This window comes from Flavobacterium sp. KACC 22761 (genome assembly GCF_034058155.1).
Lineage (GTDB): Bacteria > Bacteroidota > Bacteroidia > Flavobacteriales > Flavobacteriaceae > Flavobacterium.
Window position 1 is genome coordinate 4,474,715 of record NZ_CP139148.1, and the last position, 25,655, is coordinate 4,500,369.

At 37.4% G+C, this 25,655-nt stretch carries 13 protein-coding genes, 2 tRNA genes and 3 rRNA genes; 1 reads left to right on the forward strand and 17 read right to left on the reverse strand.

Annotation, left to right across the window (positions count from 1 at the left end; genetic code table 11):
- Nucleotides 1-60 precede the first annotated feature (60 nt).
- The 8 genes from SCB73_RS18995 to SCB73_RS19030 form a co-directional block, all read right to left on the reverse strand.
- Nucleotides 61-444, reverse strand: coding sequence for a hypothetical protein (locus SCB73_RS18995; RefSeq protein WP_320567756.1), 384 nt, complete (start codon nucleotides 442-444; stop codon nucleotides 61-63).
- Between the two features lie 151 nt (nucleotides 445-595).
- Nucleotides 596-3,286, reverse strand: a complete 2,691-nt coding sequence (locus tag SCB73_RS19000; protein WP_320567757.1) for a glycoside hydrolase family 2 TIM barrel-domain containing protein — start codon at nucleotides 3,284-3,286, stop codon at nucleotides 596-598.
- Between the two features lie 1,367 nt (nucleotides 3,287-4,653).
- A 5S ribosomal RNA gene (rrf, locus tag SCB73_RS19005) occupies nucleotides 4,654-4,763 on the reverse strand.
- A gap of 179 nt (nucleotides 4,764-4,942) precedes the next feature.
- Nucleotides 4,943-7,824 (reverse strand): 23S ribosomal RNA (locus tag SCB73_RS19010).
- Between the two features lie 188 nt (nucleotides 7,825-8,012).
- Nucleotides 8,013-8,086, reverse strand: a tRNA-Ala gene (locus tag SCB73_RS19015).
- Between the two features lie 89 nt (nucleotides 8,087-8,175).
- Nucleotides 8,176-8,249 (reverse strand) — tRNA-Ile (locus SCB73_RS19020).
- 129 nt (nucleotides 8,250-8,378) lie between these two features.
- A 16S ribosomal RNA gene (locus SCB73_RS19025) occupies nucleotides 8,379-9,892 on the reverse strand.
- The 16S, 23S and 5S rRNA genes sit together here with 2 tRNA genes alongside, the layout of an rRNA operon.
- Before the next feature lie 621 nt (nucleotides 9,893-10,513).
- Nucleotides 10,514-10,822 (reverse strand): hypothetical protein, encoded by a 309-nt coding sequence (locus SCB73_RS19030; protein ID WP_320567758.1) that lies wholly within the window; start codon nucleotides 10,820-10,822, stop codon nucleotides 10,514-10,516.
- Nucleotides 10,823-11,045: 223 nt separating this feature from the next.
- Between SCB73_RS19030 and SCB73_RS19035 the strand changes: the two genes are divergently transcribed.
- Nucleotides 11,046-11,405 (forward strand): hypothetical protein, encoded by a 360-nt coding sequence (locus SCB73_RS19035; protein WP_320567759.1) that lies wholly within the window; start codon nucleotides 11,046-11,048, stop codon nucleotides 11,403-11,405.
- Between the two features lie 5 nt (nucleotides 11,406-11,410).
- On the opposite strand, the gene SCB73_RS19040 is transcribed toward SCB73_RS19035, so the two are convergent.
- The 9 genes from SCB73_RS19040 to SCB73_RS19080 all read right to left on the reverse strand — a co-directional run bounded on the left by SCB73_RS19040 (nucleotide 11,411) and on the right by SCB73_RS19080 (nucleotide 25,649).
- Complete coding sequence (locus tag SCB73_RS19040; RefSeq protein ID WP_320567760.1) at nucleotides 11,411-12,775, reverse strand: serine hydrolase domain-containing protein; 1,365 nt, start codon at nucleotides 12,773-12,775, stop codon at nucleotides 11,411-11,413.
- Nucleotides 12,776-12,806: 31 nt separating this feature from the next.
- Nucleotides 12,807-13,220, reverse strand: coding sequence for a hypothetical protein (locus tag SCB73_RS19045; RefSeq protein ID WP_320567761.1), 414 nt, complete (start codon nucleotides 13,218-13,220; stop codon nucleotides 12,807-12,809).
- 48 nt (nucleotides 13,221-13,268) lie between these two features.
- A complete protein-coding gene (locus tag SCB73_RS19050) occupies nucleotides 13,269-15,284 on the reverse strand; it encodes a DUF2264 domain-containing protein (RefSeq protein WP_320567762.1) in 2,016 nt (671 codons plus the stop codon).
- Between the two features lie 70 nt (nucleotides 15,285-15,354).
- Nucleotides 15,355-16,380 carry a glycoside hydrolase family 43 protein gene (locus tag SCB73_RS19055; RefSeq protein ID WP_320567763.1) on the reverse strand — a complete coding sequence of 342 codons (1,026 nt, stop codon included), beginning with the start codon at nucleotides 16,378-16,380 and terminating at the stop codon, nucleotides 15,355-15,357.
- Nucleotides 16,381-16,454: 74 nt separating this feature from the next.
- Nucleotides 16,455-17,582, reverse strand: coding sequence for a glycoside hydrolase family 43 protein (locus SCB73_RS19060; protein WP_320567764.1), 1,128 nt, complete (start codon nucleotides 17,580-17,582; stop codon nucleotides 16,455-16,457).
- Nucleotides 17,579-18,436 carry a glycoside hydrolase family 16 protein gene (locus tag SCB73_RS19065; RefSeq protein ID WP_320567765.1) on the reverse strand — a complete coding sequence of 286 codons (858 nt, stop codon included), beginning with the start codon at nucleotides 18,434-18,436 and terminating at the stop codon, nucleotides 17,579-17,581. The genes SCB73_RS19060 and SCB73_RS19065 overlap by 4 nt, the downstream gene beginning before the upstream one ends.
- 281 nt (nucleotides 18,437-18,717) lie before the next feature.
- Entirely contained in the window at nucleotides 18,718-20,703 is a 1,986-nt protein-coding gene (locus SCB73_RS19070) for a RagB/SusD family nutrient uptake outer membrane protein (RefSeq protein ID WP_320567766.1), read from the reverse strand.
- A gap of 13 nt (nucleotides 20,704-20,716) precedes the next feature.
- Complete coding sequence (locus tag SCB73_RS19075) at nucleotides 20,717-24,049, reverse strand: SusC/RagA family TonB-linked outer membrane protein (protein ID WP_320567767.1); 3,333 nt, start codon at nucleotides 24,047-24,049, stop codon at nucleotides 20,717-20,719.
- Nucleotides 24,050-24,503: 454 nt separating this feature from the next.
- Nucleotides 24,504-25,649, reverse strand: coding sequence for a glycoside hydrolase family 88/105 protein (locus SCB73_RS19080; RefSeq protein WP_320567768.1), 1,146 nt, complete (start codon nucleotides 25,647-25,649; stop codon nucleotides 24,504-24,506).
- Nucleotides 25,650-25,655 lie beyond the last annotated feature (6 nt).

Consider the following 25,655-nt stretch of genomic DNA (forward strand, 5'->3'; position numbering starts at 1 on the left):
AAAATGCAATGCATATACTGTTTAAACTGTATAGCATTGGTTAACTTCCGATAAAAAGAATTAGGCAATTGGAGGTCTGAACAGACTTCCCAAATAAGGATTTGTGTGAAAATTTGCTTTGTAATTATTTACAAAATGAGAATCAAGAGGAATTATGTGTAAAGTAGAAGTATAAACTCTGCTTGGAATAAATAAAATATGTTGCGAATGCGGATCAACCTTCTTAAAAGGAAGTTGCATATCACGCTCATCATCATTATCGTTTATATCTTGACCTAAGTAATGCATCGCGAGAAAATGAGTGAAGGAAAGTCCTTGTCCGTTTGGTCTTTCCTGATGCTCCATATAGTGCTGTATCAGCACAGGAACTTTGGATAATTGCCCCAAAAAGCAATTATTAAAGTTGATTAGAAGAATCAGTATGTAAAGTATGATTTTTCGCATACTACAAAAATATTAAGATTAAGACTTTATCACAAAACTTATCTGTTAAATATTTTTGATTCAAAATATTCTAGCTCTTTATTGAGCGCAATAAGCAAGCCTCCATGCAAAAAGCATGGAGGCAAGGAGTAAATTTTTCATCTTATGTTTTTTAGAAAATTCTTTTCAGTTCAATTCCGTTTAGGATCGTTTTACCGGCTTTTTGTTTGAAATCAACCTGAATTCCTTTGCCGTTTTTAACGTAAATCGTCGTTTTCATATCAACGGTTTTTTCAGGTTCCAAGTAATTATTATTTCCGAAGTTTTCCAGAAATAATTGTCCGTTTATAAAAACATCAAAAACTCTAAAGGCTTTTTCTTCCTTCTGACTTTTCTCTGCTAAATTATATGCCAGTGCCTCTCTTGTATTTCCCGAGAGAAACTCAGCAAAATATAGTGTCAACTCATATTTTCCGTCAGGAACATCAAAATTGAAAGCGTCAATTCCTTCTCTTTGTGTTTGATAAATCGGATCATTTTCAGTTCCTTTTATCAATTTATTTGTTCCATACGGAATTTGAGGATTTCCTGGCATTTTATAGGCTTGTCCACCAACATAACCCCAGTTTCCTTTTGTATAAGCCTGTTCCGGAAGCCAATTCTGTTGTGTCAATTCTTCAGTAAATTGCCTTTGATCACCTAAACTGATTCTGATATTATCAAAAGGATATTTTTCACTGTTTAAATTCGGAGCATAAAGTGTAAAATGAATTGAAGCAAAATCTTTTACGCTTTCATTTGAAGTCGAAAAAGCTTCTACGATATTATTGCCATTTTTGAACGGAATTTTAAAAATAGTCGATCCTTCTCTTGTTTTCTGGCTTCCTAAACTTTGTCCGTTTACTTTTAAAGTGATTTCATTTTCATTTGAAAAAACTTCCAAATCCTGATAAAAAACCGATTCGTTTTCTGAACTCAAAACTCCAGAACGATTATTCCAACTTTTCGATCCAATACTCACAACTGGCTTTTTAAGCAATCTTGCTTGATAGAAATAATAAGCATCTTTCGGAATTCTGTCCCAAGACATAATTCCTTTATTGTTCATGTGTGGCCAGCTTTCTGCTCTTCCTTCTGAATTGAATTCAACTAAATTCCAAATCGTTCCTCCGGCTACATAATCTAGATTTTCAATGGCATTCAAATAATGTTTGTGATACAACATGGCATATTCCATGGTTTTATCAAACTTTTTCGGATTATCTGATCGCATTCTTCTGTCGGCATCGGCACCAAATTCTGTGATTACCATTGGTTTGTCTGGTAATACTTTATGATGATTTTCAAGAAACTTTTCTAAACCGCTAAATTCACCACTGTACCAGCCGTGGTATAAATTCCATCCCACAATCATCGGAATTTTTGTCAATCCAACCGAATTGTACAAATCAAAAGCACCGTGATTTGGCAACATCGTGTAACGTGTTGGATCTTCTTCACGTGTTGCATTTTCAAGTTTTTGTGCCAATGAAGCAACACTTTTATAATAGTTTTGTCTTTCTGCCGATTTATCCTCATATCTTGGACGAAGCAAAATTTCATTCATATAAGCCCAAACAATGACACTTGGGTGATTGAAATTCTGACGAATCATTTCGCGTTGCATTTCGATGCTGTTTTCTTCAAAAGCTTTCGTTTCTGTAATTCGATTTACTTCCGGAGTTTCAACCATTGCTAAAAGCCCTATTCTATCACAAGCTTCTAAAACTGAAGGATCTTGGGGATAATGTGCAACGCGAACAAAATTTCCCCCCATATCTTTTATCAACTGCATGTCTTTATCAGCCAAAGCATCTGGCAAAGCATTCGCCAAATCTTTAAAATCTTGATGACGATTTGCACCTATTAATTTGGTTGATTTTCCGTTTAAGTAAAAACCTTTGTCAGCGGTAAATGAAAACCATCTAAAACCAATTGGAGCTGAAAATAAATCCAATTGCTCTTTTGTTTTTTTATCTAAAATAACCGAAACCGCTTTATACAAGTAAGGTTCATCTGGCGACCATAATTTCGGATTTTGAATTACTTTTGAAAGCTGCAAAAATTCGGTTTTTGAGTTTGGTTTCAATTTTACTACAGAACTGAAAACAGCAATTTCAGTATTATTTTTATCCAATAATTTAGTTGTGACAATTACATCTTTTAAAAGTTTCGAATTGTTCTCGATATTTCCTTTAATTTGGATTTTTGCTGCTGAAGCCGAAACCTCCGGAGTTGTCACAAAAACACCGTCAGATGCGCGGTTTGTCATATCAAAATGTACTTCATTTGAAGCAATCAAATAAACGTCACGATAAATTCCTCCGTAAAAAGTAAAATCAGCATCAAGTGGCGGAATATCATCATTATAACTATTATCTACTTTTATCTCAATTTGGTTTCCTTTTTCAGGATTTTCAAATTGAAGAAATTCGTTAATCGGAAAACTAAAAGCGGAATAACCGCCAATATGCGAACCTACTTTTTTTCCGTTAATAAAAATTTCTGTAGTTTGATTTGCACCTTCAAAATAAAGATAAACGGATTTGTTTTTCCAATCCGGATTTACAAAAAGCGTTTTTTTGTACCAGCCTTCACCTCTGTAATATCCCCATTGATCGTCCATAACGTCAAATTTGTTCCAGCTGTGAGGCAAGTTGACATCTTCCCAAACATTATTTCTTACATTTTCTAAATCTCCTTGATTTAATTTTCCTTTGTAAAACTGCCAGTTAGAATTGATAGATTGTTTCATTTTTTCCTGACTGAAACTAGTCGCGAAGCAAAATGCAGTTACAAGCAGTAAAATCTTTTTTTTAATCATGGTTTTAATTTTGTGGTTTTGCCAATCTGCAGTCAAAAATCCTTCGGTTGTATTCCCAGAATCTGCTACAAGTTGAATTGTAATTTGGTTTTCGTTTTTTTAATAAAGCCTTCCGATCCGTAATATATTTTATAATAAAACGAATTTGGTTCTTAGCATATAAAATTTCTTTCGCAATTTCGACATTATTTACTAAAATCCGAAAGAATCTTTTTCCTCCATCACCACCCAAAACACAGACAAATTAAATTCGTTTCTGCGCTGTTTTTTATCTATGTATTTTAGATTCAAAGTAATCATCATCGCGTTCATGTGTACAATGCATAGTTTTAAATTTTCTTATAAAAGCATTCTTCACTTAAAACTGTTGATTTCCTTTTATATGTATTCTTCTAATTCTAAAATAATCCAAAACCCCAACATCAAAACACTCTTATTCAACACAGTATCTCTTAAAATTTCTTCTTACAACTTTTCAATTGTATGCTTAAAATTTTCTCAATACACTCTATAAAAATTGTAAATTATGCGGTATAAAAGAAATTAAAGTAATTTTCATTCATTTTATCTTAATAAATTTCAGCTGTTTTGTCCGTTTAAATACTTTCAATAGTTATATATCTAATCGCTGTTGCAACTAAAACCACAATTTCTCTATTATTTATTACATTTTTAGTTAATTTTTATGCCAAAACCATTGATTCCTAAAGCATTGCATCTTTGTTTTTTTTTCTTCTCATATACTTATGCATCAGCTTATAGAAATCACAAAATAACTCCCAGCAGTTAAATTTCCTGTAGCTTTTTTACCATGGTTTTTACAAACATTTGGAGTAGAAATTGGAACATTTAAAAGATTCTATTTTAAAAATCTTCCAATGCGCTCACAGTCAAATTAACGAAAAATTCATGCAAAAAAGAGTCAGAAATATAGAATGGAATTTGTCCATACCGAATTAAGCAGTAAAATTCTTATTTTAAAAAAAGATAATGAACAAAATCTTTTTTTATAGAAAATAAAAGAAGTCATAAGCCTAATCGCCAAATAAATTAAAATTATAGCTCACCTAAAAAGAACTCCTAATTATTAAGTCTAGGCCATCATAAATATATGAAATCACAAAAATTATGGGGTAAAATTTTTAGACAACATTCGGTTTCAATTTCGAGAAATAATCAAAACCACGTCAACTGAGTATCTTTTGCGGGAGAAACTTCAGGATAAAAGAGCCGTGCATGTTCCCGAAAAAAGATGCTGCTCCCATCCCTGGCGTACTCCAGGGCGCATAGCTGTCTTTACCTTTAAAAGAGACAAAAAAAGTCCATAAAACAGAAAACCCCGTCCGTTTCGGACAGGGTTTTCAAAAGAAAGGCGACGACATACTCTCCCACAATGATGCAGTACCATCTGCGCAGGCGGGCTTAACTTCTCTGTTCGGGATGGGAAGAGGTGAGCCCCGCCGCAATAACCACCTTAAGGTTTTTAGTGACTAGTCCTTAGCGATTAGTAATTAGTTTTTAAGCTAATCACTACTTGCTCTTTACTATTCACTGCCCGCGACGGGCAAATATTTTAACATACTGAGATAAAGAAACAGACAAGCTCTGTTATAGAAAGTTTCCTCCCGATCCGCCTGGGCGGATCGGGAAAAGTGTGTACATAAGCTTACGGATTATTAGTACTACTCGACTGTGACATTGCTGCCTTTACATCTGTAGCCTATCAACGTGGTCATCTTCCACGATCCTTAAAAGAAATCTCATCTTGTGGTGGGTTTCGCGCTTATATGCTTTCAGCGCTTATCCCTTCCCAACGTAGCTACTCTGCGGTGCCCCTGGCGGGACAACAGATACACTAGAGGTTGGTCCAATTCGGTCCTCTCGTACTAGAATCAGATCCACTCAAATTTCTAACGCCCGCAGTAGATAGAGACCGAACTGTCTCACGACGTTCTGAACCCAGCTCGCGTGCCACTTTAATGGGCGAACAGCCCAACCCTTGGGACCTTCTCCAGCCCCAGGATGTGACGAGCCGACATCGAGGTGCCAAACCCCCCCGTCGATATGAGCTCTTGGGGGAGATCAGCCTGTTATCCCCGGCGTACCTTTTATCCTTTGAGCGATGGCCCTTCCATGCGGAACCACCGGATCACTATGCTCTACTTTCGTACCTGATCGACCTGTATGTCTCTCAGTCAAGCTCCCTTATGCCATTGCACTCTGCGCACGGTTACCAAGCGTGCTGAGGGAACCTTTAGAAGCCTCCGTTACTCTTTTGGAGGCGACCACCCCAGTCAAACTACCCACCAAGCAATGTCCCCCGCAACGCGGGGTTAGGCCTCAGATAAACAAAGGGTTGTATTTCAACAATGACTCCACAACGCCTGGCGACGCCGCTTCATAGTCTCCAACCTATCCTACACATCATTTATCCAAGGTCAATACTAAGCTATAGTAAAGGTGCACAGGGTCTTTTCGTCCCACTGCGGGTAAACGGCATCTTCACCGTTACTACAATTTCACCGAGCTCATGGCTGAGACAGTGTCCAGATCGTTACACCATTCGTGCAGGTCGGAACTTACCCGACAAGGAATTTCGCTACCTTAGGACCGTTATAGTTACGGCCGCCGTTTACTGGGGCTTCAATTCAATGCTTCTCCGAAGATAACATCTCCTCTTAACCTTCCAGCACCGGGCAGGTGTCAGGCCCTATACGTCATCTTGCGATTTTGCAGAGCCCTGTGTTTTTGATAAACAGTCGCCTGGACCTCTTCACTGCGGCCCCGATTGCTCGGGGCGACCTTTCTCCCGAAGTTACAGGTCTATTTTGCCTAATTCCTTAGCCATGAATCTCTCGAGCACCTTAGGATTCTCTCCTCAACTACCTGTGTCGGTTTGCGGTACTGGTACTTATTGCCTGAAGTTTAGAGGTTTTTCTTGGAAGCCCTTAGGCGCGCTATCTCTTTGTCCGAAGACTCCGAGTACTATCGTATTTCACCAAGCTCTCCGGATTTGCCTAGAGAGCCTATAGCTAGGTACTTCAACGAACTATTCCGTCAGTCCGCGGCGCTTTCATCACTCCGTCACCCCATCACAGCAATAAGTAGTACGGGAATATTAACCCGTCGGCCATCGACTGTCCCTTTCGGGTTCGCCTTAGGACCAGACTAACCCACAGCTGATTAGCATAGCTGTGGAAACCTTAGTTTTTCGGTGTGCGGGTTTCTCGCCCGCATTATCGTTACTTATGCCTACATTTTCTTTTCTGACCGGTCCAGCATGCCTTACGGCACACCTTCAGCCCTGTCAGAATGCTCCCCTACCACTTGCACATACATGCAAATCCATAGCTTCGGTAATATGCTTATGCCCGATTATTATCCATGCTCGTCCGCTCGACTAGTGAGCTGTTACGCACTCTTTAAATGAATGGCTGCTTCCAAGCCAACATCCTAGCTGTCTGGGCAGACAAACCTCGTTCTTTCAACTTAGCATATATTTGGGGACCTTAGCTGATGGTCTGGGTTCTTTCCCTCTCGGACTTGGACCTTAGCACCCAAGCCCTCACTGCTGGGAAACATTATATAGCATTCGGAGTTTGTCAGGAATTGGTAGGCGGTGAAGCCCCCGCATCCAATCAGTAGCTCTACCTCTATATAACTATCCTCAGCGCTGCACCTAAATGCATTTCGGGGAGTACGAGCTATTTCCGAGTTTGATTGGCCTTTCACCCCTACCCACAGGTCATCCGAAGACTTTTCAACGTCAACCGGTTCGGTCCTCCACTGTGTGTTACCACAGCTTCAACCTGCCCATGGGTAGATCACACGGTTTCGCGTCTAACACTGCCGACTAAAGCGCCCTATTCAGACTCGCTTTCGCTGCGGATCCATGGCTTAACCACTTATCCTTGCCGGCAACGTTAACTCGTAGGCTCATTATGCAAAAGGCACGCCGTCACCCCACTAAAGGGCTCCGACCGCTTGTAGGCGCATGGTTTCAGGATCTATTTCACTCCGTTATTCACGGTTCTTTTCACCTTTCCCTCACGGTACTGGTTCACTATCGGTCTCTCAGGAGTATTTAGCCTTAGCGGATGGTCCCGCCGAATTCAGACAGGGTTTCACGTGCCCCGCCCTACTCAGGATACCGCTATCCATTACACTCGTTGCCCATACGGGGCTGTCACCCTCTGTGGCGCTCCTTTCCAGAAGCTTCCGGTTCCTTGTGCATGAAATATCGCGGTCCTACAACCCCAGCTATGCCGCAACATAACTGGTTTGGGCTAATCCGCGTTCGCTCGCCACTACTTACGGAATCACTTTTGTTTTCTTCTCCTCCGCCTACTTAGATGTTTCAGTTCAGCGGGTTTGCCCACCTATCGGTGTGCTATATCTTCAATATAGCGGGTTGCCCCATTCGGATACCTGCGGATCGATCGGTGTGTGCCCGTCCCCGCAGCTTTTCGCAGCTTATCACGTCCTTCATCGCCTCTGAGAGCCTAGGCATTCCCCATGCGCCCTTGTTTTGCTTATTGTACCAATCATAATATCTATTATGACCGTTTTTTTTGTCTCCTGCAGCAAAACTGCAGAAAACGCTTTCTACTTTCTTGTATTTTCTTATCTCAATATGTCAATGAACTTTAATAAGTATCAAGATTTTTGCATGAAGCATCAAGACTACCGTCTTGATACCCTGTACTATCACCTTTGTACTTTTTTGTGGAGAATAACGGAGTCGAACCGTTGACCTCCTGCGTGCAAGGCAGGCGCTCTAGCCAGCTGAGCTAATCCCCCAATCTAATTATGAATTGTGAATTATGAATTATGAATAATCATTCATAAGAACTCAACCCTAGAATTTCCTTTTTCTCAAGTCAAAATAGTAGTCCCGGGCAGACTCGAACTGCCGACCCCTACATTATCAGTGTAGTACTCTAACCAGCTGAGCTACGAGACTCTGTTTTTTCTTAATTGTTTATCATTTTTTAAATCGACAGCAAGAGTAATCGAATTCCGAGGCCCAAGACCTTCAGGATATCCATCTTGTTTCCTCGCCGTGCCTTGCGGCAAACAATCGAGGCTCTAGAAAGGAGGTGTTCCAGCCGCACCTTCCGGTACGGCTACCTTGTTACGACTTAGCCCTAGTTACCAGTTTTACCCTAGGCAGCTCCTTGCGGTCACCGACTTCAGGCACCCCCAGCTTCCATGGCTTGACGGGCGGTGTGTACAAGGCCCGGGAACGTATTCACCGGATCATGGCTGATATCCGATTACTAGCGATTCCAGCTTCACGGAGTCGAGTTGCAGACTCCGATCCGAACTGTGACCGGCTTTGTAGATTCGCTCCTGGTCGCCCAGTGGCTGCTCTCTGTACCGGCCATTGTAGCACGTGTGTAGCCCAAGGCGTAAGGGCCGTGATGATTTGACGTCATCCCCACCTTCCTCACAGTTTGCACTGGCAGTCTTGCTAGAGTTCCCGACATGACTCGCTGGCAACTAACAACAGGGGTTGCGCTCGTTATAGGACTTAACCTGACACCTCACGGCACGAGCTGACGACAACCATGCAGCACCTTGTAGACTGTCTTGCGAAAGTTCTGTTTCCAAAACGGTCAGTCTGCATTTAAGCCTTGGTAAGGTTCCTCGCGTATCATCGAATTAAACCACATGCTCCACCGCTTGTGCGGGCCCCCGTCAATTCCTTTGAGTTTCAAACTTGCGTTCGTACTCCCCAGGTGGGATACTTATCACTTTCGCTTAGCCACTGAGGTCGCCCCCAACAGCTAGTATCCATCGTTTACGGCGTGGACTACCAGGGTATCTAATCCTGTTCGCTACCCACGCTTTCGTCCATCAGCGTCAATCCACCAGTAGTAACCTGCCTTCGCAATTGGTATTCCATGTAATCTCTAAGCATTTCACCGCTACACTACATATTCTAGTTACTTCCTGGTAATTCAAGTCCTGCAGTATCAATGGCCGTTCCATCGTTGAGCGATGGGCTTTCACCACTGACTTACAGGACCGCCTACGGACCCTTTAAACCCAATGATTCCGGATAACGCTTGGATCCTCCGTATTACCGCGGCTGCTGGCACGGAGTTAGCCGATCCTTATTCTTACGGTACCGTCAAGCTCCTACACGTAGGAGTGTTTCTTCCCGTACAAAAGCAGTTTACAATCCATAGGACCGTCATCCTGCACGCGGCATGGCTGGTTCAGGCTTGCGCCCATTGACCAATATTCCTCACTGCTGCCTCCCGTAGGAGTCTGGTCCGTGTCTCAGTACCAGTGTGGGGGATCTCCCTCTCAGGACCCCTACCCATCGTAGCCTTGGTAAGCCGTTACCTTGCCAACTAGCTAATGGGACGCATGCTCATCTTCCACCGTTGTGACTTTAATTGCAAAGGGATGCCCCCTTGCAATGCTATGAGGTATTAATCCAAATTTCTCTGGGCTATCCCTCTGTGGAAGGCAGATTGCATACGCGTTACGCACCCGTGCGCCGGTCTCTAAATCCGAAGACTTATACCCCTCGACTTGCATGTGTTAAGCCTGCCGCTAGCGTTCATCCTGAGCCAGGATCAAACTCTTCATCGTATATTTTAATATTATCATTCGATGAATTCCAGTCGGTTCTTTTCGAATCTCTCGATTCCATTACTCTTATTCTTTTTTTTGTTCCGATTTGCATCGGAACGGCTGTCAATTCAATATGTCTACGAACGTGTCTTTTTTTGTCTTTGCGCTTGTTTCTCAAAGCGGGTGCAAAACTAAAACTTCTTTTTGTTTCTCGCAAGAAAAACTTGAAAAATCTTTGAAGCTTTTTTTTCGCCTCATCCCTTCTCGTTTTCCTTCCAATACCTCAATGAACTTTCCGTGTTTTGCGGGGTGCAAATGTAGAACGCTTTTTCAAAACCTGCAAGCTTTTTTTGAACTTTTTTTTCGAGAATATCTTCCCGCTTGATCCGTATTGCCTGCCAGTATTTCCGTGAACGTTTTCGCTGTTGCGGGTGCAAAAGTAGCACCTTTTTCCAGTTATGCAAGGCTTTTTCAAATCTTTTTTAATTCTTTTTTTCATTTATTTCATAACTCGCTGATAACGGATTCTTTACATTCCGAAGTTTTTTCAGCAATTGTGGGGTTTTTCCTCGTTTGGCTGTTCTTTGCGCTGTTCTGCCGCGAAGGCGCCAAGCCGCAAAGCCTTGTTTTCTGCCTTTTTTAATCTCGCAAAGGCGCAAAGGCGCTGAGTTTTTTCTTTTTTTCTTCTGAAAATGTCTTCTGCTTCGGAAATCTTCTCCTGAAAACCGAGGCCATAGCCCCGATAGGAGCGGAAATCCTTTTGCTTTTTTCTTTAAAAAGCAAAAGATTGCAGCGGATAGCGGGATTAAGCTCCTGAAAATCCCAATAAAAAAAATCCAAATCCCAATTCTGATGGCTTGGATCGATTTTTGATTTTACCCATCTTGCGCATAAGGCGCACTGCAGTGCGCCTCTGCGGTGAATTGGGGCTCTTTTGGTTTTGTACATACTATATATATGTAGGCTAAAAAAAAAAAAAAAAACCGACAGCTTTTGGGAAACTGGCGGGTTGCGTGTGTGAGATCTACTATTATATAGCAATCCTTTTACACATATATAATAGAGTAAACCTCTACATATATATAGTGTAAAATTTATATTACCTAGATATCCTTTATATTTGCCTCAAGCGAAAACACATCCTAAATATTATTCGCTTTTACTTATAAAGATGATTATACAAGATTTAATTGGCAAATATTCAATTTCAGGGAGCAATCAAGATGAAAGCAATCAAATCACTTATAAAGGTGTTTTGACTTTGTCTTTGGATGAAAATAACCGAATCATTGCGCATTGGCTAATCAACAATTCACAAGAACAAAAAGGAAAAGGCTTTTTTAAAGACAATATACTTGTCCTTAACTTTAATTATAAAGGTGACGACTTAAAGACTTATAAAGGAGTTGCAGTTTACAGATGCATCACAAAAGATGTTCTTGACGGATTCTGGTCTGAAAAACATGGCGACCCACTTTATCTTGGAACAGAATATTGCTTAAGAATGGAAAGCACTGAAGCGCTCAACTAATACACTTATTGCTTTTTTTTCCATTCAAAATTACCATTTTGACTTACATTGAATTTTGTAACCTTTCCATTTTCCTTTATAAACTCGCATTCTGCGTCCAAAATATTCTTAAACTGGAATTTTGTATTCGATTGAAAAATTAAAGGAACTGTTCCTTGTCCTGAAATCTTAGCAAGCAAATGTCCATTTTCCTTTATAATTACTATCGTTCTTTTAGTGTCTTTTGACAATGTATAAGTACCTAAATATTCATTTAGCAAAGCATCATCTATTTTTACTTCATTTTGGAATGTTTTTCCTAATGCGATACTGGCAATATCCACAGACAATTCATCCTTCGGCGCACATTCGCAATTAAACAATGTGGCAACAAACACATCTTCTTCGGGGAAATAAATTTCATTACTTAGAAATCCTGTTATTGCTCCGCCATGTTCTATTGATTTGATACCATTTATATTTTTTAATATCCAACCATAACCATACTCAGTCATGCTTCCATCTTTCAATTTAAAAGGTACAAATGCTTTATCTAATGTTTCTTTTTTAAGGATTTTGCATGAATACAATCCTATGTTCCACTTTAACAAATCATCAGCATTTGAAATCAGTTCACCTGCGGCATAAGCAATCGTCATACTCCAATAGTCAGCATTTTTAAATTCTGAACCCTCTTTACGATAACCGCTGACTCTGTTGGGAATAATAGCATTTGAAGTATCAAAATAGATCTGATTTAAATTCAATGGTTTTAAGATATTTTCCTGCAGATAGGTTTTATAACTTTTTCCCGATACTTTTTCAATAATATAGCCCAACAAAAAATAGCCCGAATTACTGTATTTATATTTTGTACCTGGCTCAAATTCTAATGGAAAGTTTTTAAAATGATCTATAAGTTCCTTTGGATCAAAATCTCTTCTCTCCAAATTAGGCTCTTGGTAGTCGATCTGCATATAATCTCTTATTCCAGATGTATGCGTTAACAGGTTTTCAACAGTTATCTTTTTAGACTTTGACGGAAAATCAGGGACGAATTTCTGCAAGCTATCTTGTAACGAAATTTTACCTTGTTCTACCAATTGTAAAATCGCTACAGCTGTAAATTGTTTTGTTATTGACCCAAGTTTAAAAACCATCTCAGGCTTCATTGGCACATTTAATTCAAGATTTGCACTTCCAAATGCTTTTCTATAAACAACCTCTCCTTTTTTTGCCACCAAAACAACACAGCCTGGCGATGCAGTAATGAATTTTTCAGAAAGAAGCTCATCAAGATTTTTAATTAATTGCTTGTCATCTTTGGATTGTCCTTTAGCAATTGCTATTATTAAAAAAGAAATGTTAATAATTAGAATTATTTTCTTCATAGCTAATTCATTAGTTATTTATACCCTCTTTTTATTCACTCTTATTCTTCGCTAATATATCTTCAATTATAATATTCTGATATTTTTCAGGTTCTGTTTCCTGAATTTCATGCTTTGAAAATTCAAATAAATACAACTCTTTTTCAGGGGCTTTAATTTCATTAAAATAAGTAGTCGTTATTTGTGTAGAAGTTTGAATATCATCTTTTCCAACAAAAAAACAGACCGGACATTTGACTACTGTTAAAGTCTTAGTCAAATCAATGTCCATCAATTCTTGCCATGCTGGAAACCAGATTTTCGCCCAGTCAAGAAAAAAATATCTGAATTTATTTTTAGTTGCATACTCTTTTCCATTCAGCACAAAAAGCCATTTTCGGATAAAAAATAAATCGTCAGGACGCTCAAATGGTATTCTTACCGAAGCAAGTTCTTTTGTTGCCACTTCATTAAATTGTGTATCAAATTGAATAGTCTGTATTCTTAAAAAATTTTAGTTTGTACTGAATTCAACTATTTTCTTTGTACCGTTTTTAAATTGAATTATAACTGTACCATTATCCTGTTTAAGGCTTTTTATAGGAATCAAATCATTTTTCTGCCACTTTTGACCAGATTTTTTCCAAAGCATCAAAGTTACATAAACAACTGATTTATTGGACTCTGAATTGGCTATTAAGTTAATTACTGAGCTTTCGTTACTCTCTGGATGCAATCCTTTTGCACTTATAATTTCAGTTTTATCCCAACCTAAAAGCGGAATCATAGCCAATTGGTATTTTCCATTATCGATAATTGTTACTTCATGTCCTTCAACTTTCTTTTTGGTTGTAATAATTTCTTTTTCCAATTTTGGAAGTGCGTAATGCCCCAATCGCATTGAAATTGGTTTGTCACTATTATTTTTATCCACTCTCAAAATTCCGTTAGGCAGCGGAATGTCGGCTAGATTAAATTTAATGTTTTCATCAGTTTCCAAAACAACATTTCTGTAATAAATATCATTTTCAAATTTTTTGAAAGTATATAATCTAAAAGCTTCCCACAGATTGTTTTTATTTTTAATCACATAATTCATTGCTACTTCCCCGTTTTCGCCATCTGCTTGCCAAGGAAAAGCACTATTATATGACAATCTGTTGTAATTTTCTGTTGATCTAAACTTTTGCCAGTCACTGCTCACTTTTTCATGACACCAAGCCCTCACTTCCGAAGCACCAATGTTTGGATAATCTGTTATCAAAATTTGAGATTCTCCTTGATATTTATTGTAAACTTCGTCTTTTTTAAACTTAGCTTCCCAATCTCCATTATTTTCCTTGTTTGTCCAAAACGGATTATTATCAGGAACCAATAAACCTAAAAAGATTTTCCCCATCCAAAATACACTTCCGCGACAACTGTAATTTTGAACAGCAGGCTCAAAAGCTCCATAAAAACCTAGTGTAGGCACATTGTCTTTCATGAAATCAGGATGCGTCAAAAATTGCTTTATGACTCCCGAAGAAATTCTGCGCATCCATCCATAATTTGTATTTGGATCATTATAGAATCCCATTAAAGGAAACGGAACAACAGCTCCAGTTCTGTAACTTATACTTCTTCCCCACATAATCATTTCACCATCTTTGCTGAATAAATAAGGGTAATTGTCTTTTAAATCTTTAAAGTTGGATGCAAACTTTGCAGCGTAATCAGGATAATGTTTTTTTCCGAAGAACTCTGACCAAATTGTTCCATACATTTGAAATGCCCACATGCTGTAATAGTCAAAAGCCGGTGCATCATTATACCAGCCATTTCCTCTATAATGTTTTAAAGATTTTTCTAAATATTCAACCAGGAGTTTTTCATTTACGCTGTAACCTTGTTCTTTAAAGAAACTCAAAACAAAAATGTTGAAAAATTTCCAATTTGAATCGACAGTTGGACCGTCGCCGTAACTCAGCATTATTTTAGCCAAATCATCTTTTTGTGTTTGAGGAAGCGGTTTCCATAAAATATCTGGATTTGTCATCATCGAAAGCGCCAAAGCTCCAAATTCTACTAATTTTTGGCTTGGTCCACCATTTTTAGCACGAGGTTCAATATAAGACGGACTTTTTGGGTCGATTAATTTTGCGATTTGATAGCGATAATAATTTACAACTTTAATATTGTTAATTACTAAATTTGGATTTTCTTTTAGTAAAGGAGAAGCAATAAATAAGGTTCTACAAAGTCCTTCTAATTTTTCTGTTGGAACTTGACTTTCGTTTACCGGATAACTTTTGCCTTCCTGTTTGGGAAATTTCATCGGATCATCTATAGAATGAACATAACTAAAAGCTCCTTCTAACAAATACATTGCGGCATCGCGCCAATGCTGTTTCGTTATTCCTGTATATGGACTTGTATTAAAATCAGGATTTTTTATTTGAAATACAGCATCTTTAGCTGCTTTTTGTTGCGAAAACAAATTCGAGCAGCAAATAATGCTTAAAAACAAGAACGCATTAAATTTATTCATTTTAAAAATTGCTATTTTTTAATTGACAGAAACGTGGTTTGTCGCCTATTGAAAATACTTCGGATTGCATTTATGGCAAATAAGGTTTAAGCAACACTAGTTTGTCTCCAGACAAATCAACCTCAAAGAGTTTCGGAATTCTGACAGTTTTGCCATCTACTTTTTTATGGCTGTGAACCGACATCAACCATTTGCCATCAAATGTTTTAAACAACATGCCATGACCAAAATTTGGAGGCGTAATAGGCTCTTTTTCCTGAATCCACGGACCGTCTAAAGTTCCACTTTTAGAATAAGCAACTCCTTGTGTATAAACATCATAAATCCAGCTTGTCCAAATCATTCCTAAACGCCCCGAGCCTGTTTTAAATAAGTAAGGTCCATCAGTAACTTTATTGGGTTTGTCATTTCCTTTATTATCTTTTTCTCTGCTCCAAGGCGAATCACTTGCTTTAAAAAGCAATTTTCCTTCACCAATTGAACCGCTTAAATCTGGTTTAAGTTCTATTTTCTCAATAGTTCCGTTACCATTTTGAAGCCATTCATAACAATAAATCATGTAAGGCTTTCCATCTTTGTCAATCCAAAATGTGCCATCTAATGTTGGTTTATTAGCTGGCAAATAAATAGCATCTTTCATTGGAGTATAAGGTCCTTCTGCTTTATCGCTAACCAAAATATGACTTGCACGGCGTTCAATAACATTTTCTCCAACGGTATCTATTTTTATATCTCTATTCGTAAAAGTAGCAAAATCGTAATATTTATTTTTATACAAATGCAATTCTGCGGCCCAAATCATCGGGTTTGGCCCCATCCAAGAATTCGAATCTGTTTTAGCAATATCGTAGGGACCACTCCACAATTTTAAATCTTTGCTTTTCCAAAGCAAACCACCTGTACCGGTCATGTAATACATATTCGTTTTTTTATCGGCCAAAATAGCTGGATCACTGAGTCTGATTGAATCTAAAGGAACAGCCTCTTTTATTGACCTTTTTTTCTGCGCATTTGCTGTTGAGAAACATAAAAGAAATAGGAACACAGAAAAAATAAGGTGTGATTTCTGTTTAATAGAGTTTTGCTGTGTTTTCATTTTCGTGATTTAAAAAAGGATTAGTTAGTAAGTTGTAATTTATTAATTTACCAACAATTGCAACTGTTTTATTTTTAATTATTTTTTGCCAAAGCGCTTAAATTCCATTTATCAAACCACTTTAAAATTGGTTTTCCGTTGTCAAATTTTATTGGAAGCCAAATATAAGTACCATCAATTGGATTTTTAGGATTCCAACGATCAGCCATAAAAATGAATTGATTTTTTTTTCCTTCAACAGGAAGAATATAAGTGCTTTGCGAATGAAAAGTAAGTTCTGCATCATTACCAATACACGGATTTCCTAAAATTTCCCAAGGACCAAAAATTGATTTCGACTTAAAAGATCGCGCTGCATTTGGATCCCAGCCCGTACAACCTGACGTTATCATATAATACATTCCATCTTTCTTAAAAACAGCTGGAGCTTCATTATGGCCAGCAGGCGCCATTCGGGCCCATTTTTCAGTAAAATCTAAATAATCCTCGGTCAATTCTGAAATATGAAGCGTCAAATTTTCTTCCGAAGAATGAATTAAATACGCCTTGTCATTATCATCAACAAAAACAGTCATATCTCTGGACATTTGTCCTTTATTAAAATCTCTTCGAACAAGCATTCCATTGTTGATTGCTGTAAACCACTCCGAACTCCACGATTTCAATTGGCTTTCATTTGCAGAAGCAATTTTGTTTTCATCTTTATAATCTATTGGCCAAACTCCTTTATTTGGATTATAGGATTTAAGATATTTAAAAGGCCCTCTGGGACTATCACTTATCGCAATCGCTGCTCTTGCTGCATTATATCCCTGCCCTTTCAATTCTAAATGAAACCACATTACATACTTGCCTGTTTTTTTATTGAAAATCACTTTCGGGCGTTCCATTATGCAACCTTTGGTAATTTCTGAATTCGGATTTTCTTCAGCTTTTAGAACAATTCCCTCATTTTTCCAATTGTACAAATCTTTTGAAGAATAACAGCTGAAACCTATCAAAGAAGTATTTCCTGATTTTCCTTCTGTTTTAAATTCTCCGTACCAGTAATATGTTCCTTTATCAAACAGAATGCCACCACCATGAGCATTTATATGAATTCCGTTTGTGTCTTTCCATTGTTTTCCCGGGGCGAATTCAGTGTTTTGGCCTAGCATTATGGCGTATATAAAACTTATAATTATCGAATATTTAAATCTCATTTTAATTTCTTTTGATAAACTCTGATATAATCTATGATGTATTTTGACGGGAAACTGTTTTCAGTTAGTTCCCCGCCATTTATGCCGCCAACAGCCAAATTGACCAATAAATAATGTGGCTGTTGAAACGGAAGTGTTTTTTGATCTATATATTTAGCCTCTTTCACATTAATTTCATTCAGTAGCTGATTGTCAACATACAATCTAATCCAATTTGCATCCCAATCCATTCTCCAAATGTGAAATTTATCTTCCCATGAAGCATCTGTAAAATCACTTAGCTTAAAAGTTTTGCTATTCCAAGTGACATTTGATTTGTCTGATTTCCAAGCCGCATTAGCCAATATTTTTCCTGTGTAATATTCCATTATATCAATCTCTCCGTTTGCAGGCCAATTTCCATCTATGCCCAAAGTCCAAAAGGCCGGCCACATTCCGTTTCCAACCGGAATTTTAGCCCGCATTTCGAATCGGCCATATTGCCAGGAATGTTTTCCCTGCGTGATTAAGCATGAAGAAGTGACTTTTATAGAATCTCTTTGTTTTTTCCAATCGTGGTGATTTTTAGAAATAAAATTCGGATTTGATTTATTTTCATTTTTGGCTTCAATAATCAAAAAACCGTCTTTACAGTATGCATTTTCTTTTTGATACCATTGATTTTCTTCATTTCGTACAAAACCAATTTCGTAGTTCCAATTATTTTCATTCGGAATTCCGTTTTTTGTAAACTCATCACTCCAAACTAATTTGTATTCTTTATCCTTAAACGCTTTTTGAGCATTTGAGACAAATCCATAAATCACTGTCAGTACAGTAATTACAAGTAAAAACCTTATTCGGTAAAATTTCATTTCTTATTTTTTAAAATTGAAAATCGTAATTCAATTTCGATTAATTTTTTTCAATAAAAACCTAGTACATTATCTCAACAAATGAAATAATGTGTTGTAAATCAATATTATTTTTGTTTGTGAATATCAGCAATGATAAAATGACTTAAAAAAGCAAAATGCTGATTATTAAAATATGTTTTGGAAATCATTATAAATAATACCTCTACTGCATTTACAGCAGAGATATTATTTAAGTCCAAAACATGAAAACCTAATGTAACTAGGTAAAAGGTATTTTATTACAACTGACTTTCATCTGCGACAGCATCTTGCCATTTGTCCCAGACCTTGATATTAGGATCATAACCGTCATAACCGTAATTCTGACTTAATTTTCCTTTAATATTTGCAGTTATAGCACTACTAGGAATTGGCCAATAGTTATTACGTTTGTCCATGGTATAAAATTTAGTTCCATTTGGAACAACAATTCCGCTCGGATATTTGTTGTACAATGTATAATGTACAATTCGTTGATACCAATAACTTCCTCCGGCATTATCAGTTCCTGATTGTTTGTCCCAATTGGTTTTATTGTAGGTTTGTCCCCATTCATCTGGTTTTCCGCTGAGCGCGAGACAATGTGAAATACGTTTTAATTCGACATTTCTCCATTCTTCTAAATAAAGTTCTCTACCTCTTTCTGCACAAATATCACCAATAGTAACGGTGTTATACAATTGTGAAGCGCCTGCTCTAGTTCTAACTGCGTTTACGTCCTGAGTAGCTCCACCAATATTTCCTTGATAAAAACGTGCTTCGGCTCTTAATAAATACGTTTCGGCTAAACGATATAAGTACCAATGTGCTTTACTTCCAGTACTTGCTCCTTGGAAATCAGTAGCATTTGGATTTGTTTCATTTACAACATCATGCAAATAGATTTTGTACAACGGAAAATCAAACCACTCACGCAGCGTATCTTTTGATAATAAAGTTGTACCATTTTTTAATCTGAAATTTTGTCCGTAATAAGCAGAAGTTCTATCGCTATATTTAAGATCTTCCATATTTACCCAGTTTCCAACAGTGCTATTATGTCTAAGATCTTTTTTATCTTCAATACCATTTACAACCCACATTGGGTGTTGTGAATAATAAGAAGCACTTATTGTAGCTATACCACGCCCTAGCGCTCTTGCATAATCATAATTAGCTTGGTAGTTAGCAGTGTTGTTTGAGGCAAAACGATTTGCTGCTTGTTTACCGTCTGGAGTTGTGACAGTTGCAGAATTCCAGTTAGGTCCAAAAATTCGCATTGAGGCAAATGGCAAAAATGACTGAACTCCACCGTTTGGCAATACCATTATGGCTTCTCTGTTTCCTGCAATAATCTTATTTTCAGGTCTGTGAAGATCCCAGATTACATTTCTGTTGATAGTCCATGTTGTTGGATTTCCTCCTGGATCAAAAGTCCCAAAGGAACCCTGCATCAAAGAATAACCTGATGAATTAATTAGCAAATCTGCTTGATTTTCAGCATCCTTAAATCTTCCAGAAGCCAAGTAACATTTAATCAATAACTGACGACATGCACCTTTATTTACTACTCCTAAATAAGGTAACTTTGCTTGGTCTGGCACCCATTCTACTGCCTTTTCCATATCGGCTGTAATCATTTCGATGATGGCTTCTTTTTTAGTAGAATAATAACTTTGCTTTGGAACTTCCAAAATCTTTGTGATCAACGGAATATCTCCAAATTGATATACTAAATTAAGATAACGATATGCTCTATGAAAATAAGCCTGACCAATGTATTTGCGTTTTACATCTTCTGTTAAACTTGTTACCTTATCAATATATGTCAACACTGTATTTGCGTGCTTAATTCCGGTATAAGCTTCTGTCCAGTAAAATCCGAAATAAAAATCATCATTTGTTGCCGTTTTGTAGCTCATAGTAGGTACCATAGTATTGGCAAAATCAGCGATAGTACTGCTGTTGTCTGTTTTTCCATATTTTGCCATATCAGAGAAAACATATTCTGTACCAATAGGCACGCTATTGCTAGCGCTATTGTAATGAATATAGTTGTTACGCAATTGTTTGTCAGCACTTGCCAAAACTGCCTGCAGTCCAGATTCTGTACTAAATGTAGTTTCTGGCTCATAAAACGAAAGCGGATCTGGTTCCAGAAAATCCTCTGAACAAGAAACCATAAGAGCAGAAGCTACTGCCAAAGGCGCAAGCATTAAAATTTTATTTTTTATATATTTTTTCATTATTGAATAAATTTTAAAGTGAAACGTTGAATCCTAAATTAAACATTCGCGTAGCAAGCCCTCCTGTTTCTGGATCACCATAATATTTCCATTCTTTTGAAGCTGACCATGTTGCCGCATTTTGAACCGAAGCATAAATCTTGAAGTTTCGCACATGCAAGCGGTCAATAAGGTCTTTAGGAAGTGAATAGGCCAACGAAATATTGTCTAAACGAATAAAACTACGATCATACAATCTTGCAACTCCAGCTCCTGCTGGTCCTCTAGCATCGAGACGAGCCCAGTCATTTGTTGGATTATCAATTGTCCAATACGGATTTACAAATGGATTGTAATTGTTTGTATACAAACTTCCATCATTATAATTATTCATATAACGGCTATCCATTGACTTATGTCCCATGTATGAATACATATTGATTGCCAAATTCCAATTTTTGTAGAATTTAAATTCATTGCGAAGCGACCAGTTGATTGGCGGTGCAGTTTGTCCTAAAAACTGTTTGTCTTTTTCATTATAAGTTGGTTTTCCGTTAACGTCGTCTGCGGTATAACTGTTTTCAACTTTTGGATCACCAGGGCGTTGTCCATATTTTGCGGCTTCTACAACTTCGTCCTTTTGCCAAATTCCGATTATTTTATAATCCCAAATTTGAGAAATAGGTTTGCCAATAAACCATCCATTTGTTTTATCATCAGCTTCTTTAGTTCCAATAACATTTCCATTTGCATCTTTAACGTCTTCCATGTTGCCATATAATGCCTTAATGGTGTTCTTGTTGTATGAAAAAGCAACCATAGTTGTCCACTCGAAGTTTGGCTTTTTAATATTTAAAGTATTCAAACTTATTTCAATACCTTTATTTTCAACCTCTCCAAGATTGGTTGCAATCGAAGAGAAGCCCGTAAACTCTGGTAAACGCTGACTCATGATCATATCATTTGTTAAAGATCTATATACATCGATTGTACCTGTAATTCTGTCTTTTAAGAATCCAAGATCAAGACCTATATTGGTTGCTGTTGTTTTTTCCCATTGTAAATTAGGATTTGCCATACGATCAATCCCTAGATATTTCATATCAACAATATTTCCTGAAGCATCTAAGTAACCCATTGTTGCACCTGTTCCAGAACTTAAGTTTGCTAAAGCTAAATAAGGATCAGCAAGTGATCTGTTTCCGTTTTTACCCCATGATAAACGTAGTTTACCCGTACTTAAAGGCTCCCAATGAAACCAACTTTCTTTATTAAAACTCCATCCTAATGCTACAGAAGGAAAAGTGGCATAGGGATAAGAAGCTCCAAATGCTGAATATCCATCACGACGTACCGTCCCTGTAATCATATAACGATTGTCAAACGAATAGAAAACTCTTGCCATTAATGCATCTGCTGTTTGATGTGTATCCGTAGATGTAAACGTACTATTAGCAAGTGTCGCATTCGCAATATTGTGATATCCTAAAGCATCTGAAGGTTGGATATTATTTGCATCAATACGATCTGACCATGTTTTTAAGTCTTCGGCTTCCTGAACAAAAGTGGCAATAATATGGTGTTTCTCATTAAATGTATGATCCCATGCAATTGTGTTGTTGATGTTCCAAGTGAATTTCTTACCATTTTCTCTGTCTACTCCTATGTTAGCAGGGCTCCAGTTTTTATTTCCTGCAGATTGGAAATAACGATTATAAAAGAATTCATAACGTGGCGAGGCATTAAATGAATATGTAATATCAAAAGGCAAAATTACTTTGGTATTAAAAATAGTATTCAATACCGTGTATCCTCTGTCAAGGTCCATATATTGGCGATCATAGTAATAATTATATCCACCAATTGTTGGTCCCATTGGTTGTCTTGCATAATCACCATTTGCTTCTTTAAAGTTTGCAAATGGGCTGTTTCTTAACATATTTGCATCCCAATAATTTGTGCCTGTTCCAACAGAAATATCCCCGTCTGAACGATCTTGGAAATTAACGTTTGCTCCAAATTCAAGCCAATCTGTAATTTTAGCATCCACTTTCATATTAGAACGAACTGCTGTATAATCATTCCCTTGAATTGCTCCTTCTGAACTTAAATATCCTAAAGACATATAATAATTTACTTTATCACTAGCTCCAGAAACACTTAAATTATTGTCGCGATTTATTCCAGTTCTAAAAGTGCTATCGTACCAATCGTGTGTTTTTCCATCAGTAAAATTTTTCAAAAGCGTAGCGTCTGTAATACCTAAACGCAATCCCCAAACTTCATTCAAGCTTTTTCCTTGTATTTGTGCCGCTGGCTGATAAGCTAACCATTGTGCTTGAGTTATTCCATACTGACTTAATTGGTTAGGATTTGTATAATAACCCGGTTTTCCTGCCGCAGTTCCCGTCACCCATGCTTCATAATTTCCTGTGGTGGTGTTTGTACCATACGTTTTGGCAGTTTCCCAATCTTCACGATATTTTACATATCCTTCTGGAGTATATACATCACGATAAGCACTTTCATTAACAATCGTCATGTTTGTGGTAAGGTTAATGATAGGTTTGCCTGTTTTTCCTTTTTTTGTTGAAATCACAATAACACCCGCCGCAGCTTTTGAACCGTAAACTGCTGTTGCAGATGCGTCTTTTAAAACATCTATCTGCCCTACATCATCTGGATTAATCTCTGAAAGCTCACCATAAAACTGCATTCCGTCTAAAATAATAAGCGGTGAATTATGACCTGCACCATCCGGATTGTAAACCGAAGTCTGTCCACGAATTTGCAAAGACCCTCCTCCTTTTGCCGCAGGATCATAACCAACTTTTAACCCCGGAACTCCTCTCAATAAATCCTGAACAGTTTGCGGATTTTGATTGGCTAATGATTCTGGCTTCACCTGAACAATTGCTCCAGTCAAATCACTTTTTTTCATTTTCCCGTATCCAACGACTACAACCTCATTTAATGAAGCCGCATTTTCTAAAAGCTTAACGGTAATATTTGTTGTATTTTTTACTTGAATTTCCTGAGTCACATAACCTATATATGACACAACTAATATTGCGTTTTGCTCTCCTTTTAATTCAAATTTCCCATCAAAATCTGTAATAGTACTAATTTTAGTTCCTTTGATCGAAACTGTAGCTCCTGGAAGCGGCACTCCATTTTGGTCTTTAACTTGTCCGCTTATTCCATTTTGCTGTTCTATTTTTTCCAGCGCATTTGTTCCCGAAGGTTCTCCTGCGTATGCCTGTACTTGAGATAATGAAACCAGCACACAAAAAATGGCCAATTTCTTTTTAAAATCAAATCCAGATACATAATCAGGAGTCTTCATCTTCCTAATAAAGTTTTTCATTTTCTTGGTTGTAATTTTGGTTAAATAATTAGTTTGGTTTAAATCACTGCCGAAGCAAAAAAATCATCTATAATTCTTTTGGGGAAGATTCTATAAAATCATTTATTTGCATTTCAACATTCGATTTGAGCTACAAATCTAGCAGAACAGTGCTGTTATGAGGGGGGGATTTCTGATAATAAAGAAGGGGCAAATTAGTACAAGACCGCAAAAACACTAGGATTTTAATAAATTTCTAAAAAAAAGCACATCAGAAATCAAAAATCAATAAATATATATTCTGTTTTTAACAAAGAGAATCTTTGCAGGAATTGCAGTATTTTGCATAAAGAATAAACGATTTCATTTTTTGAAAATCATTTTTTAGTGAAATCAATTTTTCTAGAACAAAAGAAAATCGACTTAATTTCAATTCAGAAATCAAGTCGATCTAATAAAAATTATCTACAAAAAACTACTTCACAAAACGATACATTTCTGACGCCGCCAACAAAAAAGCGCCTACACCAAAATCTGCTGTGGAATTTTTATCAACGACTTGTCCCGGAATCGCTTTTTCACCAATAGGTTGTACATATCCAACAGTTCCGTCTGGCTGAAGCGCAAAAGTGGTCAAGTAATTCCATGATTTTTCAACTACTGGCAAATAGGTCTTTTTATCTAAAATTCCATTATTTATTCCCCATAAAAACCCGTAGGTAAAAAACGCCGTTCCGCTGGTTTCAGGTCCCGGAGCATGTTCTGGATCTAAAATACTTCTTGTCCAATAGCCTTCTTTTTGTTGTGCTGACGCCAATGCTTGAGCCATTTCCTTAAAACGCTGGATATATTCTGCTCTATGTTTAGCCTTTTTTGGCAAATCCTGAATAATTTTGGCATAACCAGCAAAAATCCAGCCGTCGCCTCTCGCCCAAAAATCTTTTTTGCCGTTTGCACTTGTATGCTTTGGATAGACATATTTCGCATCTCGGAAATACAATTTCGCCTCTGAATCATACATAATACTATCCGCATATTGTAGATAGGTATGCAGTTTTTCTAGATACATTTCATTTCCAGTAACGTTGTACAGCTTTGTCATTACGGGCATTACCATATACAAACCGTCAACCCACCACCAATAATCATTTGCAGAAGTACTCATTTCATACTCCATGACTTCCTTTGCACGAGCAATTTTTTTAGGATCTTTTTTTCCTGTAAAATTGTATAAATCAATATAAGTCTGAAAACAAATCTGCCAATCGCCAAATAATACGTGTTTGTCCGTTTCGCCATAATTGTATTTCCATTCCGATTTATCATTTGATTTGGCGCCCATCCATTGATTTTTGTCTGCCCAAGCCATTGAGTAATCCAAATACTTTTTGTTTTTAGTCACTTTATAAGCTTCCATATTTCCTGTATGATAAGCCGAAACATGCCAAAATGAATTTCCAAAATCCGGATGCGTCGTTTGCCAACGATCATTCACTTGATCAATAATCGCGACAACCTCTTTTTTAGATTGTTTTATTGCAGTTGCTTTGCTTGTAGAAGTACTTTTACAGCCTACTGCCAGTACTGAAATCGCAATAAAAATTGATTTTTTAAAATACATAATTAT

Coding starts and splice junctions, on each gene's coding strand:
- SCB73_RS18995 (WP_320567756.1), bottom strand. CDS start 444: ATGCGAAAAATCATACTTTACATACTGATTCTTCTAATCAACTTTAAT.
- SCB73_RS19000 (WP_320567757.1), bottom strand. CDS start 3,286: ATGATTAAAAAAAAGATTTTACTGCTTGTAACTGCATTTTGCTTCGCG.
- SCB73_RS19030 (WP_320567758.1), bottom strand. CDS start 10,822: ATGTACAAAACCAAAAGAGCCCCAATTCACCGCAGAGGCGCACTGCAG.
- SCB73_RS19035 (WP_320567759.1), top strand. CDS start 11,046: ATGATTATACAAGATTTAATTGGCAAATATTCAATTTCAGGGAGCAAT.
- SCB73_RS19040 (WP_320567760.1), bottom strand. CDS start 12,775: ATGAAGAAAATAATTCTAATTATTAACATTTCTTTTTTAATAATAGCA.
- SCB73_RS19050 (WP_320567762.1), bottom strand. CDS start 15,284: ATGAATAAATTTAATGCGTTCTTGTTTTTAAGCATTATTTGCTGCTCG.
- SCB73_RS19055 (WP_320567763.1), bottom strand. CDS start 16,380: ATGAAAACACAGCAAAACTCTATTAAACAGAAATCACACCTTATTTTT.
- SCB73_RS19060 (WP_320567764.1), bottom strand. CDS start 17,582: ATGAGATTTAAATATTCGATAATTATAAGTTTTATATACGCCATAATG.
- SCB73_RS19065 (WP_320567765.1), bottom strand. CDS start 18,436: ATGAAATTTTACCGAATAAGGTTTTTACTTGTAATTACTGTACTGACA.
- SCB73_RS19070 (WP_320567766.1), bottom strand. CDS start 20,703: ATGAAAAAATATATAAAAAATAAAATTTTAATGCTTGCGCCTTTGGCA.
- SCB73_RS19075 (WP_320567767.1), bottom strand. CDS start 24,049: ATGAAAAACTTTATTAGGAAGATGAAGACTCCTGATTATGTATCTGGA.
- SCB73_RS19080 (WP_320567768.1), bottom strand. CDS start 25,649: ATGTATTTTAAAAAATCAATTTTTATTGCGATTTCAGTACTGGCAGTA.